Raw genomic sequence first — 13880 nt, forward strand, 5'->3', positions numbered from 1 at the left:
GCGCGACACCGCACTCATCCACCCTCACACCAGGGGTTGTTGAGGCTTCCGCAGAATATTGAACAATGATTCAATCCTTGATGAGCCGGTTGGAGCGCCACCCAGGAGTCGCGGCAGGACCGCGCTTCGTCGCGCCACGGCCGCGACGGGATGTGGAGAATCCTGCAGTGAACCTGACGTGGATGCTGGAGAAGTCGGCTCGTACCTCTGGCGCGAAGCCCGCCGTGGTCTCCGACCTGGGCTCGATGACCTACGCCGAGTTGCTCTCGGCCTCGAAGCGCGCGGCTGCCGTACTGCGTGACCGCGGTGTGCGGCCGGGCGACCGCGTGGGCGTGATGATGTACAACACTCCCGCCTTCGCCGTGGCGGCGTTCGGCATCTGGCGGGCCGGTGCGGCCCTGGTGCCCATCAACCACAAGCTCACCGCGCACGAGGTGGCGTACGTCGTCGGGCACGCGAAGGTGCGCGTGGCGGTCGTGGCGGAGGAACTGGCCGGGCGCATGGGCGAAGGGGCCCCCGACGTCGTCGCTCTCACCACGAGCGACACCGGCGGTGGTGAGTTCGACCTGGGGGTCGCGCAGGCCCAGGAGTGGCACGGCGTGGACGTCGGACCCGACGACGTCGCACAGGTGCTGTACACCTCCGGGACGACCAGTGCGCCCAAGGGATGTCTCCACTCGCACCGCGGCCTGTCCAGTGTGCCCGCGTACACCACCGCGGCCACGGGTCTGCGCCGCGACGACCGGTTCCTCATCGCGATGCCGATCTGGCACGCGGCGCCCTTGAACAACTGGTTCCTGTCCATGATCTACCTGGGCGGCACCGCGGTCCTGCTCAAGGAGTACCAGCCCGTCGCCTTCCTCGAAGCCGTCCAGAAGCACCGGGCCACGGCGTTCTTCGGCGCCCCCATCGCCTACCTCGCCCCGCTGAAGACACTGGAGGCGGCGGGACGTGACCTGTCCGGCTTCGATCTGTCGAGCATGCGGCTGTGGGCCTACGGCGGTGCGCCGCTGGGAGCGCGGACCGTACGCATGCTCCAGGACGCCTACGGATCCGACCGCTTCTACCAGGTGTACGGGATGACCGAGATGGGCCCCGTCGGTTCCGCTCTCTACCCCGAGGATCAGGTCACCAAGGCCGGGTCCATCGGCGCGGGGGGAATGCCCGGCGTGGACATCCGTGTGGTCGGGGCCGACGGCTCCGATGCCCGCGCCGGCCAGACCGGGGAGCTGTGGCTGCGTTCGGGCACGCGGATGATCGGCTACCTCGACGACCCGGTGGCGACGGAGCGCGCGTTCGACGGCGACTGGTACAGGTCCGGGGATCTGGCACGCGTCGACGAGGACGGTTACCTGTTCATCGTCGACCGGCTCAAGGATGTCGTCATCACCGGCGGCGAGAACGTCTTCTCCCCCGAGGTGGAGGAGGCGCTGCGCCAGCATCCGGCGGTCCAGGACTGCGCCGTCATCGGCCGGCCCCACGAGGAGTGGGGAGAGACCGTCGTGGCCGTCGTGGAGGCGAACGCGGCCGTGACACTCGATGAGTTGCGCGGGTTCCTCGCCACGACACTGGCCAAGTACAAGATCCCGCGGGAACTGGTGGTGCTGCCGTCCCTCCCCCGCACACCCTCCGGCAAGGTGATGAAACACGTCCTGCGCGAGCAGGCGCTACCGGGTGCGCACTGACCGCACTGCTCAGCACCGCACAGCAACGCGCAGCACCGCACGCAGGTGCGCAGGGCGGCCCCTGACGCGAGGACGGAGATCCTCTCGCCAGGGGCCTCTCAAGTGGGCCTTGCAAGTGGCCTCGCCAGGGGCCGGGGAGACGGCGGTGGCCAGCCGTCCGCCGTCAGCCCTGCTGCGCCGGGCGCTCGCCCGCCGTCACGATCGTCCCTTGCGCCACAGCGACCAGGCGCTCGGCCCCCTCCGAGGACGTGACATAGATGGAGCACTGGCACACGGCCTGCCGCCGGGTGGTGGCCGTTGCCTGCGCACGGGCGATGACGATGTCACCGACCGCCGGCTTGATGTAGTTGATCTTGTATTCGGCGGTGAGCGCATCGCCCCCGAGGGCGAGTCCTCCCGCGAAGGTCAGCGCGTTGTCCGCGAGGTAGCTGAGGACGCCTCCGTGCACGAAGCCGTGCTGCTGCTGGATCTCGGGCCGGTTGGAGATGCGGATCTCGGCCGAGCCGGGCCCCACCGAGGTGAGTTCGGCGCCCAGGAACATGCTGAAGGGCTGGGCCTTGAAGATGCCGTGCGCGAAATCGCTGATGTCCGTGGTCATGAGTGCTGTCCTGTCGTCGCGCGGGTGGCGGCCGGGGCACCGGTGGCCTCGCCCGGGCCGGTGAGCCGCTCATCTATGTTGCTCTGGAATATCGCGAGCAGCCCCTCCGCGAGTCCCAGGACGTGGTGATCGCTGCCGCCGTGGCGGAGGTGGCGCTGCACGTCCTCGGCAATGGCGAAGTCCTCCTGGTCGAACACGGTGTCATTGGTGAACCGGAACCGCTTCTCCAGGGAGCTCTGCCCGGCGGAACCGGCGAAGTCCTCGGCCCGGTAGAGCATCTCGTGGGTCCAGATCGTCCGGTCGGGGCTCAGCGGCCAGAACGTGTTGATGGACACGTAGTCGGGATGCAGGATGAAGAAGGTGTTGGGGAAGAGCGTGTAGTACACGGAGGCGTAGTCGAGGATGCGCCACTCCTCCTCCGGCTTGAGGGCGGCCTCGGCGACGTTGGTCCGCGCCGCGGACAGCCGGATGTGCGGCCCGTCGCTGTCGTGGGCGATCACGCCCCTCTTGAAGGCGGCCGCGAGCGTCTCCCGGTGGAGGTAGGGGACGTGGTAGCCCTCCAGGTACGTCTTGATCAGCAGCTTCCAGTTGGCTTCCTTGACGACCTTCGTCTTCTTGTACTGGACCAGCGAGGCCACGTCGAAGTTCACAAGGTCCTCGAAGAACGTCCCCAGGAAGCCAGGGATGTCGAGCTCCGCCCCGGGCGTCCGGCCCACCCAGACCAGGCCTCCCGCCTCCGTGGCCGGCAGCTCCACCAGCCCGTAGTCGCACGGGTTCACGCCCGGAAAGTCGTGTGCCCGGGTGATGCCCTTCAGCGCGCCGTCGAGCCCGTAGACCCAGCCGTGGAAGGGGCAGACGAAGTTCTTCACCGTGCCGGCGGGCGCCTCTGCGATCCGGGCGCCGCGATGGCGGCACTGGTTGTAGAAGGCGCGCACCCGGCCGTCCTCACCCTTGACGACGAAGTACGGGAACTGGTCCCAGTCACTGGTCAGATAGGCCCCGGGCTCGGCCAGCGCCGACGCGTGACCCGCGATCAGCGGGTACTGGGAGAAGGCCGAGGCGATCTCCTGCTCCAGGAGCCCCTCGTCCGTGTACTTGGTGACCGGAAGCCTGACGACCTCATCGAGCATCTTCTCGTCGCGGCGCGTCTCGCGCAGCGCGAGAAGGCGCTTGAGCATGTCTACCTGTTCCCCGTGTTGCATCTGTCCCCCACGTCCAGATCAAGCCATGAATCAACGTTCAAATCATGGTACGGACGATACAGAAGCGGGGCAACGATCCTCCGAGGCAGGTCCGGACGGTCCGCCCGGCGCATAACCCAGCGCCCGGAAGCAGAAGTTGCGGATCTCGGCCAACAGCTGCCCGTCCGGAAGATCCGTGCCCGCCCCGCCGGAGACGACCGGCGAGAGCCGCCCGACCAGTGCTTCGGCGATGGCACCGATCGCGGCAGAGGCCGCGACATAGGCGTTCTGCTGTGCGAACAGCTTCGCCGCGACACCCTCGCCGATGACGCTCTCCCCCAGCGCGACATACTCCCGCCGGTAGCGAAGCCGCTCCGCCTCGACCAACGGGGAGACCGGCTCGAAGAGCAATGACCACGCCAGCCGGCGCCCCAGCAGCGCCCGCCGCGTGAAGGTGCTGACGAGCGCGTCCAGACGCGCCGGCGCAGTGGCAGGAGCTTCGGACACCGCGGCCCGTACAGCGGCCAGTTCACGGTCGGCAGCGCGCCGGAAGACCTGGGCGAGCAGTTCGTCCCGGCTGCCGAAGTACGAGTAGAGGGAGCCGACACTCGCTCCGCAGGCACCGGCCACCGCGGTCACTTTCGCCCCGGCGAAGCCGTGGCGGGCCACCAGGTCGTGCGCCGCGCGCAGGAATGCCTCCTCCTTCTCCTGGGCATTGCGCCTCGTACGTTCCGTATGCCGATACACCATCGCTGCAGCCCCGGGCCTTCCCATGTCCTGGTCGAACACCACTCAGTGAACCAGGACCACAGGCAGGCACCGCGCCGGCGACGTCGATCGGGAACGGGACGGAGCGACCGCGGGCCCGGGGTAGCCGCCCGTCGCGGAGGGTCAGGCCTTCGGGGCCACCTTGGACAGCCCGGCCAGACCGACGGCAGTCCCGTCATGAGCCCTGCGCAGGCCAACCCTTTGCGGTGCCCGTGCCGGCCCGGAAACCATCCGCCGTGCCGGCTGCCTTCGTTCTTCCGGGTCAGCGCACCTCACCTACCGGGTAGGCGATCACACACCCAGGAAGGCCACGCGAGAACCTCAGCCTCCCAAGGCGTCAGTGCGCGGTGGAGAGGTCGGTTCCGTCGGGTGCTCTGTAGCAGCGAGAACCGACATCGATACTGATCAACTGCTTCAGGTCGCCGGACCTGTTCTTGGCCCACTCGATCGTCACGGTGTGATGGCTCTTGGTGTCGACAGCCACGATCTCAGGGTTCTTGGCGATCGACTTCGTCTCACCATCCTTCGTGATCTTCCACCCCATCTTGGGGAGTTGATCCCGCAGGTTCTGCATGGCCTCTTCGAACGTCCCCTCCTTGAGGTCGTAGATCGACCAGGGGTGAGCCACCGTGTAGTACTTCTCCATGTCGGGGTCGACGGCTTCGCACTGGGCGATCATGGCTCCCGACCCCTTTGTCTTTCCCTTTACGTTCATCGCGTCAAGCAGCCTGCTGGAAATGTCGTTCACCTCCTGCTCCGCCGCCTCGACGTCTCGCACCTGGGGCTTGTAACCGAGCTTCTCGTCGTCAGTCTTCATGGATGAACAACCTGCCAAGGGAAGAGCGAGGGCAACTGCGCACAGGAGCAAAGGAACCCGTCGAAGGTTCGACAGTGACGTCGATTGAGCACTAGTCAAGGGTCACACTTTCATAGTCGCCGACGATTACACGGGCCTGATTCTTCAGGCTGACCGACGGCTTCGAGCCGTCGTCGCTGCCATTCCAGTACGCGCCGTGGTCAGCAGCATCCGATTGCATGATATTTGCACCGAAATCAGGGTCCGTCGGGATAGTCCAATTGTCCCCGAGTCCGACAACTCTTCCTCCACCCGTCACGAAGTTGTCACTGCCGCCGCCCTGCTCCGCCCACATGTGGCCGTGTTTGATGCCAAGGTCTGCGGCGCGGTCGGCTTGCATACCCGGACTGCCAACGACGACCACGTCATCAGCGGCCAAGGGACCATCGTGGAAGGTTCCGGACTTGGCAGCGTCACCAATGACGGTGCTGCCGTAGCTGTGTCCGATCAGCGTCGTGTGACCGAGGTTGCCTGCTCCGGATTCGCCCTGGTGGGCGACGCGGTTCCCGTCCATGAACTCTCGCAGGGTCGGACCGGCTTTCTCGGCGTACCGATCGTGCATCGCTTCGGGGATGGCGTCGCCCTTGTCACCTGGGTAAGCAGAACGTGGGGCGTCGTAGTCGAACCAAGTGATCGTCGAGATGTTCTGTCCGGGAGCGAGCTTGTCACTCGTCGCCCACAGGATGTCGCCGCGGTGGAGGTCCTTGCCGATGCCTTCCAGATTCGAGCCTGTTCCGGGGACGTAGACGCCTGTGTGGTCAGCTGTGTCAGGATTCCCGTTTGCCAGGATGACCTTGCCGTCTCCCTCGCCGACAGGGTCGAAGCCGAGCAGGTAGGCCTCGGGCAGCCCGTTCTCGCCGGTTCTGTCGAAGCGCCCCTGGATGGCAGCCATACCCCTCATAGCGCCCTGTAGTTGAGACCTCTGGTCGCCGTACTTCTCGTTCCACGCCTTCCACTCGTCGGAATGCACTTGAAAGGGACCGTTGATGGTGTTGATCGTCTTGAACTTGTTGGCCGGCTCGGCAGGGATGGAGTCGAGATCCATCTGATACTTGGCCTTGGTCTCGGAGAAGAGCGTGCGGTTTGCCTCGTCGCGCACCTCTGCCGGAAGGCCATCGAGAGCACCGACTACGCCGGGGTGAAGCGAGAGGTATGCTTCACGCTCCTGCGGGCTGAGGTCCTTCCACCATTGAGCGTTGTCCTCTGAATCTCCCTCCTCGGGCGGATGCTTGATGCTGTCGAGGTAGTACTCAGCGGCCTTGCTCACACCGGCCATGTCCGACTTTGCGTCGGCCCAATCGTGGTCCGAAACCGTCAGGTCATCGTCAGCTTTCAGCGCACGCAGCTTTGGGGCCCACTTCTCGTCCGCCTCGGTGGCTTCCTTGACTGCCTCGGCAATGCGGTCCGCACACTCCTGCGCGGCTCGGTGATGAGGATTGGGGTCGAGGTTCGCGGCCTGACGTCCCACTCCCCGGGCGCTGGAATCCGTCAGCCCACTCGCAGTACCGCCTTCCGGGACCTTGCCGTCGACTTCGTCTCCGCCGGCCGGGTAGCTGACCGATCCGTCCGAGTTGACCGTGCACTTCGCACCCCCCGCATCGGCGACTGCGGCGTCCAGTTTCTTCTTGGCCGACTCGACGTCGTAGGCGAATCCGTTGAGCGCGGTACTGATCAGACCGCACTCCGTCCGGACGTAGTGGAAGTTGTCGGACAACGCCTTGAGTGCGCCCTGCGCAGAGTCGGCTGCTTCTCCTTCGAGGATCTTGCGCATGCCGACGGCCACACGGTTGTCGATGTCGTCCTTGGATGTGCTGGCACTGTCGCTCAACGACCGGTAGCCGTCGGCGGCCTCCGTGAACTCGGACAACTTGAGTGCCCTGAGGGTCGCGTAGTCCATGGCGCCCGATCACCGTCCCTCTGCCTGGCCACCCGCGGCGGGGGTGTCCTGGTACTTGGTCTTGAGCTTGATCAACTCGTCCTTGACCGCCTCGTCGGCGGTATGGAGCTCGTGGCCGGTCTTCTCCAAGATCTGTTGCAGTCCCTGGCACTTCTCGTCCAGCGTCTTGACGTAGGTGTGCCAGGAGGTGTGCACAGTGCCCTGGGCCGCAGCGGTCTTGCAGCCTTCGTTCCCACCGATCCCCTTCTGCCCGGTGGCCAGCGCGGTGAGTGCTTTGCCCAAGCGCTTGCGCTGATCGGCGACGCCTTCACCGGCGGCAACCCAGGCCGCCTTCTCGGACTTGAGATCGCCGGTGGCAGTGGCGCCGCCCGCTGCTTCGGAATAGCCGCCATCGGGCGACGCACTGTTGATCTGCATGTGCGTGGTGTGACGCTGGACCGCGTCGGCTTTCAGCTGTTCCCACTCGTCCCACGCCATGTGCGTTCGACCTCTCCGTGTCCCGAGCCCGGCTCGGGAGAGCCCTGTACAGTTTCTGGTTGCGCTATGTAAGGCTGCCGCGACAGACGTTACGAGAACAGTGCGATAGCGGCGTCCGCGAGGCTGCTCAGACCGGCCTGAATTTGCGTGTCTGGGCCCCCTGTGTCCGAGCCCACCACAAGGCACGACCTGAAGCGATCGCCGGGTACCCTGCGGATTCTGGACCGGTGCGCTGGGTGTTGCCGAAGAATTGGGCGAGCCGAAGGCCGGGGCTGACAAGGAAATTGGCTTGAAGAGCCGGTTGGCGCGGGCGGCGTTGCTGCAACTCGGCGTCGCCTTGGCGATCACCTCATCGCTTCGGCACCGGCAAGCTCGTCGACTCGCGGCAGCCGTGCGGAATGGCTCTTCGCCTCAGGGGCCGGTACCGATGTCAGCGAACGAATCGTTGCCCGCCTCCGGTCCCTCCTGCGGTCTCGCCACCCGACGCCTCCACCCACGATGTGCTGCTCTGCCCATCTTGCCGACGACCGCCTGCTGCTTGGGCAGGTGAAGTGCGTACTGCCCACCCAAGCTCTTCGTAGTCTCGGCGCTGATGGCGTGCAGCCCGGTCGCGGACATCGGCGTCAACGCTCTCGTAGCCCTTGTTCGAGGCGAGCACCGCCAACCCCATGCCCTCGATCGAGTCGGACAGCAGCTTGGACAGCTTCTCCATATCGCCGATCACCTTCTTGTGCGCGGAACTGAGAGCATCGGCCAAACCCCACGCACCCTCACCACCACCGAAATGCCCACAGGCGGCTGGTCCGTCCCGACCTGGTGCATGTCGGGAGGCGACTGTTTCGAGGTCATGGACGAGTGCGTCGATACGCTGCTGGAACTTCGTGAACGAGGCAGGCTCCGTCATCACGTCCGCGGCAGCGTTCATGTACGACGACTCGACAGGCCGTAGCAACGCTGTGGGGTAACCCCCGAACGCAGCATGCCTACGGAACAACGCTTGTTGTTCCGTAGGCACAAAGTCCATCGGTGCTGGGCAGCTCAGCGAAGCACGGCCAGGACCGGGAGCAGGGAGACTTGAATCATCAGGCCTTCGGGGCCACCTTGGACAGCCCGTTGATGATGCGGTCCATCGCGTCGCCGCCCGTGGGGTCGGTCAGGTTGGCGAGCATCTTCAGGGTGAACTTCATCAGCAGCGGGTGGGTCAGGCCGCGCTGGGTGGCGACCTTCATGACCTTCGGGTTGCCGATCAGCTTCACGAAGGCGCGGCCCATCGTGTAGTAGCCGCCGTAGGTCTCCTTGAGCACCTTCGGGTAGTTGTTCAGGGCCAGTTCGCGCTGGGCGGGGGTCGAGCGGGCGTGGGCCTGGACGATGACGTCCGCGGCGATCTGGCCCGACTCCATGGCGTACGCGATGCCTTCGCCGTTGAACGGGTTGACCATGCCGCCCGCGTCACCGACGAGCAGCAGGCCCTTGGTGTAGTGCGGCTGGCGGTTGAAAGCCATCGGGAGGGCGGCACCGCGGATCGGCGTCGTCATGTTCTCGGGGGTGTAGCCCCAGTCCTCCGGCATTGAGGCGCACCATGCCTTGAGGACCTCGCGCCAGTCCAGCTCCTTGAACGCGGAGGAGGAGTTGAGGATGCCGAGGCCGACGTTGGACGTGCCGTCGCCCATGCCGAAGATCCAGCCGTAGCCGGGCAGCAGCCGGTCCTGGGGGCCGCGGCGGTCCCACAGCTCCAGCCAGGACTCCAGGTAGTCGTCGTCGTGGCGGGGCGAGGTGAAGTACGTACGGACGGCGACGCCCATCGGGCGGTCCTCGCGGCGGTGCAGGCCCATGGCGAGCGACAGCCGGGTGGAGTTGCCGTCGGCGGCGACGACAAGGGGGGCGTGGAAGGTGACTTCGCGCTTCTCCTCGCCGAGCTTCGCGTTGACGCCGGTGATGCGGCCGGTGCGGTCGTCGACGATCGGGGCGCCGACGTTGCAGCGCTCGTACAGCCGCGCGCCCGCCTTCTGCGCCTGGCGGGCCAGTTGCTCGTCGAAGTCGTCGCGCTTGCGGACCAGTCCGTAGTCCGGGTACGAGGCGAGGTCGGGCCAGTCCAGCTGGAGGCGGACGCCGCCGCCGATGATGCGCAGGCCCTTGTTGCGCAGCCAGCCGGCCTCTTCGGAGATGTCGATGCCCATGGAGACGAGCTGCTTGGTGGCGCGCGGGGTGAGGCCGTCGCCGCAGACCTTCTCGCGGGGGAAGGCCGTCTTCTCCAGGAGCAGGACGTCCAGTCCGGCCTTGGCCAGGTAGTACGCGGTGGTGGAGCCGGCCGGGCCTGCCCCGACGACGATCACATCCGCGCTGTGCTCGGAGAGGGGCTGCTCGGTCACGGTCGGATCTCCCGAGGACTCGAAATCACGTGCCGCGCGGCACCTGTCCCATGCAGTCTATTGGGGTCCGCCGATCAACGTTCCGAAGGGCTCCCAGATGTCGACCGTGCTTCCCGGTGCTCCCTCCGTACAACTGCGCGTTCCGATCGACGAGGACGCGCTGTCCTGGCATCGCGCGTTCGACGATCCCGAAGTGATGGAGTTCTTCGGCGGTACGTCGGAGGAGCTCTCGATGTACGAGGAGTGGACCGCCCGGCAGCGCAGGTTCGACGCCGAACTCGGCTACTGCCTGTGGACGGTGCTGGACGAAGGCGGCGAGGTGGCCGGCTTCACGGGCGCGCAGCCCTGGCCGCGCCCCGATTGCGGGCCGGTCGGCGAGATCGAGATCGGCTGGCGGCTGGCCCGGAGCGCCTGGGGCCGGGGTTACGCCACCGCCGCCGCGCGCCTCGCGCTGGAGCGGCTGCGCGCGGCCGGGGTGGCGCGGGTGGTGGCGACGATCGACGCGGGGAACGAGCGGTCCATGGCCGTGGCCCGGCGGCTGGGGATGGAGCGGGCGGAGAGCTTCACGGCGCCGGGGACCGGCCGGGAGGCGGTGTGCTTCCGGCTGGCCCTGGCGCCGTGAACGCGGACGTCAGTCGATGTCGTTGAGCGTCCATGTGGACAGGGCGGTGTCGAAGATCCGCCGGGCGTCCGGCCACTGGGTGTCGCGCTCGGTGGTGTAGACGGCGTACTCGGTGCCGTCGTCCGCGATGTAGCTCTGGTCGATCGCGTGGATCGTCTCGCCGCTCTCCCGGTCCTCGTACGTGTACTCCCAGATCGCGCCGGGCCGCCCCTGGAAGGAATTGGCCGACAGTCCGATGCGTCGGTAGTTCTTCTGGTTGGCGTCGGCGGTCCGCTCCAGCGTCACGAAGTTCTCGTACGAGCTGTACGGGGCGTCGCGGATCACGCCGACCTTGAGCGCGGCCCGGCCGGTGGAACCCGCGTAGGTGATCTGGTGGTTCTTCTCGCTCCGCCGGTCCCAGACCGTGGGGACGGCGAAGGAGAAGCCGGCGGTGTCGGAGACGAGCCGGAAGCCCTCGGGGACGGTGGGAGCGGCGGGGACCGACGGGGTGGCGGAGACCGTGGAGGCGGGCGGGCTGGTGGTGGGGGTGGTGGGGGTCTGTTGCTGCGTCGGCTCGGCCGAGGGTGCCTGGCTGTTCCTGGCCTCGGCGGTGGGCCTGTCGTCCTCGACCGCTCCGGCCCCGGCCCCGCCTCCGCCCCCGCTGTCCGTCAGGGCCAGCACCCCGACCGTCGCGCCACCACCGACGAGCAGCGCCGCGACGAGAGTGCCGGTCCAGACGAGGGCGGAGCGCTTCCGGGAGCCGGGCGGGGCGGTGGTCGCGGGCGAGGCGGCGGTCACGGACAGGGTTGTAGTGGTCGCGGGCGAGGCGGCGGTCACGGACAGGGCTGTGGTCGCGGACGGGGTAGTGGTCGCGGGCGGGGTAGTGGTCGCGGGCGAGGCGGCGGTCGCGGGTGCGGGCGCGGGATCGGTGGGCGGTGCGACGGTCTGCATGTCGTACGAGGTCGGAGTCGGGGGCGGGGGCGGCTCCGCCGCAGAAACGGCGTACGGGACCACCGCCGTCCGGGCCTCCGGCGCCGCACCCGGCAGCGGCGGCACAGGCGTCGGCGCGGGCATGGGTGCGGGCGCGGGCACCGGCACCCGCGGCGCGACCGTAGTCGCCCGTCCCGTCAGCCGCAGCAGATGCGGTGCCACGAGCACCGCGCCGCCCACCCACAACAGGCCGAACAGCAGCGCGTCCGACACACTCGTCGCCAGCTCCGCCGTGCCCTGGCCGCCCATGTCCCCGAAGCCGCCGCCCGACAGCTCGACGGACACTCCGCCGATGCCGCTCAGCACCAGGAACATCGCGAGGAACAGCGCGCCCGCGGTGGCCTGTTCGCGGCGGTCCGCCGAGCGTCGGGCGGCCCAGATCCCCACGGTCAGCGCACAGACGACGCCGATGGCCAGCGCGCCGGTCACCGCCCAGCCGTTCACTTCCCGGCCCAGTTCGGACAGCCCGACGGAGCCGTGCTCCATGCCCGAGCCGAAGAGGTTCACCTGTCCGCGCATGTCGTACTCGACCGGGGCGCCCCAGCTCAGCCCGAGCACCGCCAGGCCGATGTTCGGCAGCAGCGGCAGTGCGATCAGCATGGCCTCGCCGTCCACGCCGTCGGCGTTGGCGTACGTGATGTACCCGACCAGGCCGCAGAGCAGGAGCACCGCGCCCAGGGCCCGTACGGCCGTTCCCAGCGCCCGCGCCGTGGTGAGCGCCGCCGGGCGCGCGGCCAGCCACTGTGCCGCGGCGTCGCGCTGGAGTACGCCGCCGGTGACGAGCAGCGAGATGACCAGCGCCCCGAGCGTGGCGAGGAGTGGCGCGGACGAGACCGACACGCCCGCGACATCGGGCTGGGCGAACAGTCCGAGGACCAGCACGGCGGCGGAGGCCACCAGGCCGATCCTCACCGCCGCCTCCAGTCCGTCGCCCTGCGCACGGGCCCGGCGGGCGCCTAGGATCAGCGCGCCCACCCACAGCACGGTGACCGTCAGCGGGACCACGGACAGCGAGGCGCCGCCCTGCGACATGCCGTCGCCGTCGCCGTCGCCGTAGTAACCGCCGCCCTCGAAACCGCCGCCGACCGGGCCGGCGGACCGCAGGTCGAAGCCGCCGCCGAACGCCTGGAGCAGCATCGCCAGCGCGATCCGCAGCCGGTCGCCCCAGCCGACGACGATGTCGTCGCCCTGCCCGTACGAGGGGATGGCGAGCGCCACCGCGAGGGCCAGGATCAGTCCGGTGGGCCAGGCGGCCGCCTTCGCCGAACCCGCCCAGTCGCCCCGGAAGGTCCGGCCGAAGAACGCGCCGAGGGGCGACGGAACCACCTGGCCCGGCGGGACCGGCGGCGGTGGAGCGGCAGGCATCGGCACATGACCGGGCGGCGGGGGCTGGTGAGGCGGCGGCCCGAGCGGCTCGGGCCTGGGCTGCGATCCGAGCGGCTCGGGCCGGGGCGGTACGTCCGGCATCGCCGACGGTACGTCCGGCATCGCCGGTGGGGCGGCGGCCGGTGCCGTATCGGCGGCCGTCGGGCGTTCGCGCCCGCACTTCATACAGAAGCGCGCCCCGTCCGGGGCCGGTGTTCCACAGAAGGGGCAGTACAGCGGCATGCGGGCTCCGGCGGCAGGAACGGGGAGGGGGACGACGTCGGGGAAGACATGTGCGTTTCAACGGACACGTCTACCCCGCCGCCCGGTTCCCTGCGCCGGAATTCGCCGAAGTGTTGCCTACGGAACCAGCCTCAGGGGCGTACGCCCCGGTGCAGCGCCACCACACCGCCGGTCAGGTTGCGCCAGGCGACCTTCGACCAGCCGGCCCGCTGGAGCGCGGCCGCGAGTCCGGGCTGGTCGGGCCAGGCACGGATGGATTCGGCGAGGTAGACGTACGCGTCGGGGTTGGAGGACACCGCGCGGGCGACCGGCGGCAGCGCCCGCATCAGGTACTCGGTGTAGACCGTGCGGAACGGCGCCCAGGTCGGCTGCGAGAACTCGCAGATCACCACCCGGCCGCCCGGCTTGGTCACCCGGTGCAGCTCGCGCAGCGCCGCGTCCGTGTCCTGGACGTTGCGCAGCCCGAAGGAGATCGTCACCGCGTCGAAGGTCTCGTCGCGGAACGGCAGCCTGGTGGCGTCGCCCGCGGTGAAGGGCAGCCAGGAGTTGCGCTTCTTGCCCTCCTGGAGCATCCCGAGGGAGAAGTCGCACGGCACGACGTACGCGCCCGTCGCGGCGAACGGCAGCGACGACGTCGCCGTACCCGCGGCGAGGTCGAGGATCTTCTCGGCCGGCCGGGCGTGCACCGCCTTCGCGACCTCCTTGCGCCACAGCCGGGCCTGGCCGAGCGACAGCACGTCGTTGGTGAGGTCGTAGTTCGCCGCCACGCCGTCGAACATCGTGGCGACTTCGTGCGGCTGCTTGTCCAGGGATGCTCGGGTCACCCACCCATTCAAGCAGCCCGGTCCCG

General features: G+C 68.4%; 12 protein-coding genes and 1 pseudogene. 2 read left to right on the forward strand and 11 right to left on the reverse strand.

Annotated elements, in window-relative coordinates:
* The first annotated feature begins 167 nt into the window (after nucleotides 1-167).
* Entirely contained in the window at nucleotides 168-1685 is a 1518-nt protein-coding gene (locus tag ABZ622_RS02335) for an AMP-binding protein (protein WP_360539480.1), read from the forward strand.
* A gap of 163 nt (nucleotides 1686-1848) precedes the next feature.
* On the opposite strand, the gene ABZ622_RS02340 is transcribed toward ABZ622_RS02335, so the two are convergent.
* From ABZ622_RS02340 to ABZ622_RS02375, 8 genes are all read right to left on the reverse strand, one after another.
* Complete coding sequence (locus ABZ622_RS02340) at nucleotides 1849-2283, reverse strand: PaaI family thioesterase (protein ID WP_360539482.1); 435 nt, start codon at nucleotides 2281-2283, stop codon at nucleotides 1849-1851.
* Entirely contained in the window at nucleotides 2280-3461 is a 1182-nt protein-coding gene (locus ABZ622_RS02345; RefSeq protein WP_360539484.1) for an aromatic ring-hydroxylating dioxygenase subunit alpha, read from the reverse strand. Before ABZ622_RS02345 ends, ABZ622_RS02340 begins: the two co-directional genes overlap by 4 nt.
* A 66-nt stretch (nucleotides 3462-3527) precedes the next feature.
* A complete protein-coding gene (locus tag ABZ622_RS02350; RefSeq protein WP_360539486.1) occupies nucleotides 3528-4214 on the reverse strand; it encodes a TetR/AcrR family transcriptional regulator in 687 nt (228 codons plus the stop codon).
* Nucleotides 4215-4569: 355 nt separating this feature from the next.
* Nucleotides 4570-5049: a hypothetical protein gene (locus ABZ622_RS02355; RefSeq protein ID WP_360539488.1), complete on the reverse strand. Its 480-nt coding sequence runs from the start codon at nucleotides 5047-5049 to the stop codon at nucleotides 4570-4572.
* Between the two features lie 91 nt (nucleotides 5050-5140).
* On the reverse strand, nucleotides 5141-6985 hold the full coding sequence (locus ABZ622_RS02360) for an alpha/beta hydrolase (RefSeq protein ID WP_360539490.1): 1845 nt from the start codon (nucleotides 6983-6985) through the stop codon (nucleotides 5141-5143).
* Nucleotides 6986-6994: 9 nt separating this feature from the next.
* Nucleotides 6995-7462: a hypothetical protein gene (locus ABZ622_RS02365; RefSeq protein WP_360539492.1), complete on the reverse strand. Its 468-nt coding sequence runs from the start codon at nucleotides 7460-7462 to the stop codon at nucleotides 6995-6997.
* Nucleotides 7463-7892: 430 nt separating this feature from the next.
* Nucleotides 7893-8387 carry a hypothetical protein gene (locus tag ABZ622_RS02370; protein ID WP_360539494.1) on the reverse strand — a complete coding sequence of 165 codons (495 nt, stop codon included), beginning with the start codon at nucleotides 8385-8387 and terminating at the stop codon, nucleotides 7893-7895.
* 157 nt (nucleotides 8388-8544) lie between these two features.
* Nucleotides 8545-9831, reverse strand: coding sequence for a geranylgeranyl reductase family protein (locus ABZ622_RS02375; protein WP_266913498.1), 1287 nt, complete (start codon nucleotides 9829-9831; stop codon nucleotides 8545-8547).
* Between the two features lie 97 nt (nucleotides 9832-9928).
* On the opposite strand from ABZ622_RS02375, the gene ABZ622_RS02380 reads away from it, so the two are divergent.
* Entirely contained in the window at nucleotides 9929-10453 is a 525-nt protein-coding gene (locus tag ABZ622_RS02380) for a GNAT family N-acetyltransferase (RefSeq protein WP_360539496.1), read from the forward strand.
* Nucleotides 10454-10462: 9 nt separating this feature from the next.
* Here the strand turns inward: ABZ622_RS02380 and ABZ622_RS02385 are convergent, their stop codons facing one another.
* The 3 genes and pseudogenes from ABZ622_RS02385 to ABZ622_RS02395 all read right to left on the reverse strand — a co-directional run bounded on the left by ABZ622_RS02385 (nucleotide 10463) and on the right by ABZ622_RS02395 (nucleotide 13854).
* Nucleotides 10463-12787, reverse strand: coding sequence for a hypothetical protein (locus ABZ622_RS02385; protein WP_360540295.1), 2325 nt, complete (start codon nucleotides 12785-12787; stop codon nucleotides 10463-10465).
* 174 nt (nucleotides 12788-12961) lie between these two features.
* Nucleotides 12962-13030 (reverse strand): annotated as a pseudogene (locus ABZ622_RS02390) (zinc-ribbon domain-containing protein); the annotation flags it as partial.
* 131 nt (nucleotides 13031-13161) lie between these two features.
* Nucleotides 13162-13854, reverse strand: a complete 693-nt coding sequence (locus tag ABZ622_RS02395; protein WP_360539498.1) for a demethylmenaquinone methyltransferase — start codon at nucleotides 13852-13854, stop codon at nucleotides 13162-13164.
* Between the last annotated feature and the right edge of the window lie 26 nt (nucleotides 13855-13880).

Source organism: Streptomyces sp. NPDC007164 (genome assembly GCF_040634135.1).
In the GTDB taxonomy this organism is placed as follows: Bacteria; Actinomycetota; Actinomycetes; order Streptomycetales; family Streptomycetaceae; genus Streptomyces; species Streptomyces sanglieri.

What these genes read in the sequence shown, in the direction of transcription:
- ABZ622_RS02340 (WP_360539482.1), bottom strand. Translation starts at nt 2,283, where the DNA reads ATGACCACGGACATCAGCGATTTCGCGCACGGCATCTTCAAGGCCCAG.
- ABZ622_RS02345 (WP_360539484.1), bottom strand. Translation starts at nt 3,461, where the DNA reads ATGCTCAAGCGCCTTCTCGCGCTGCGCGAGACGCGCCGCGACGAGAAG.
- ABZ622_RS02350 (WP_360539486.1), bottom strand. Translation starts at nt 4,214, where the DNA reads ATGGTGTATCGGCATACGGAACGTACGAGGCGCAATGCCCAGGAGAAG.
- ABZ622_RS02355 (WP_360539488.1), bottom strand. Translation starts at nt 5,049, where the DNA reads ATGAAGACTGACGACGAGAAGCTCGGTTACAAGCCCCAGGTGCGAGAC.
- ABZ622_RS02360 (WP_360539490.1), bottom strand. Translation starts at nt 6,985, where the DNA reads ATGGACTACGCGACCCTCAGGGCACTCAAGTTGTCCGAGTTCACGGAG.
- ABZ622_RS02365 (WP_360539492.1), bottom strand. Translation starts at nt 7,462, where the DNA reads ATGGCGTGGGACGAGTGGGAACAGCTGAAAGCCGACGCGGTCCAGCGT.
- ABZ622_RS02370 (WP_360539494.1), bottom strand. Translation starts at nt 8,387, where the DNA reads ATGAACGCTGCCGCGGACGTGATGACGGAGCCTGCCTCGTTCACGAAG.
- ABZ622_RS02380 (WP_360539496.1), top strand. Translation starts at nt 9,929, where the DNA reads ATGTCGACCGTGCTTCCCGGTGCTCCCTCCGTACAACTGCGCGTTCCG.
- ABZ622_RS02385 (WP_360540295.1), bottom strand. Translation starts at nt 12,787, where the DNA reads ATGCCTGCCGCTCCACCGCCGCCGGTCCCGCCGGGCCAGGTGGTTCCG.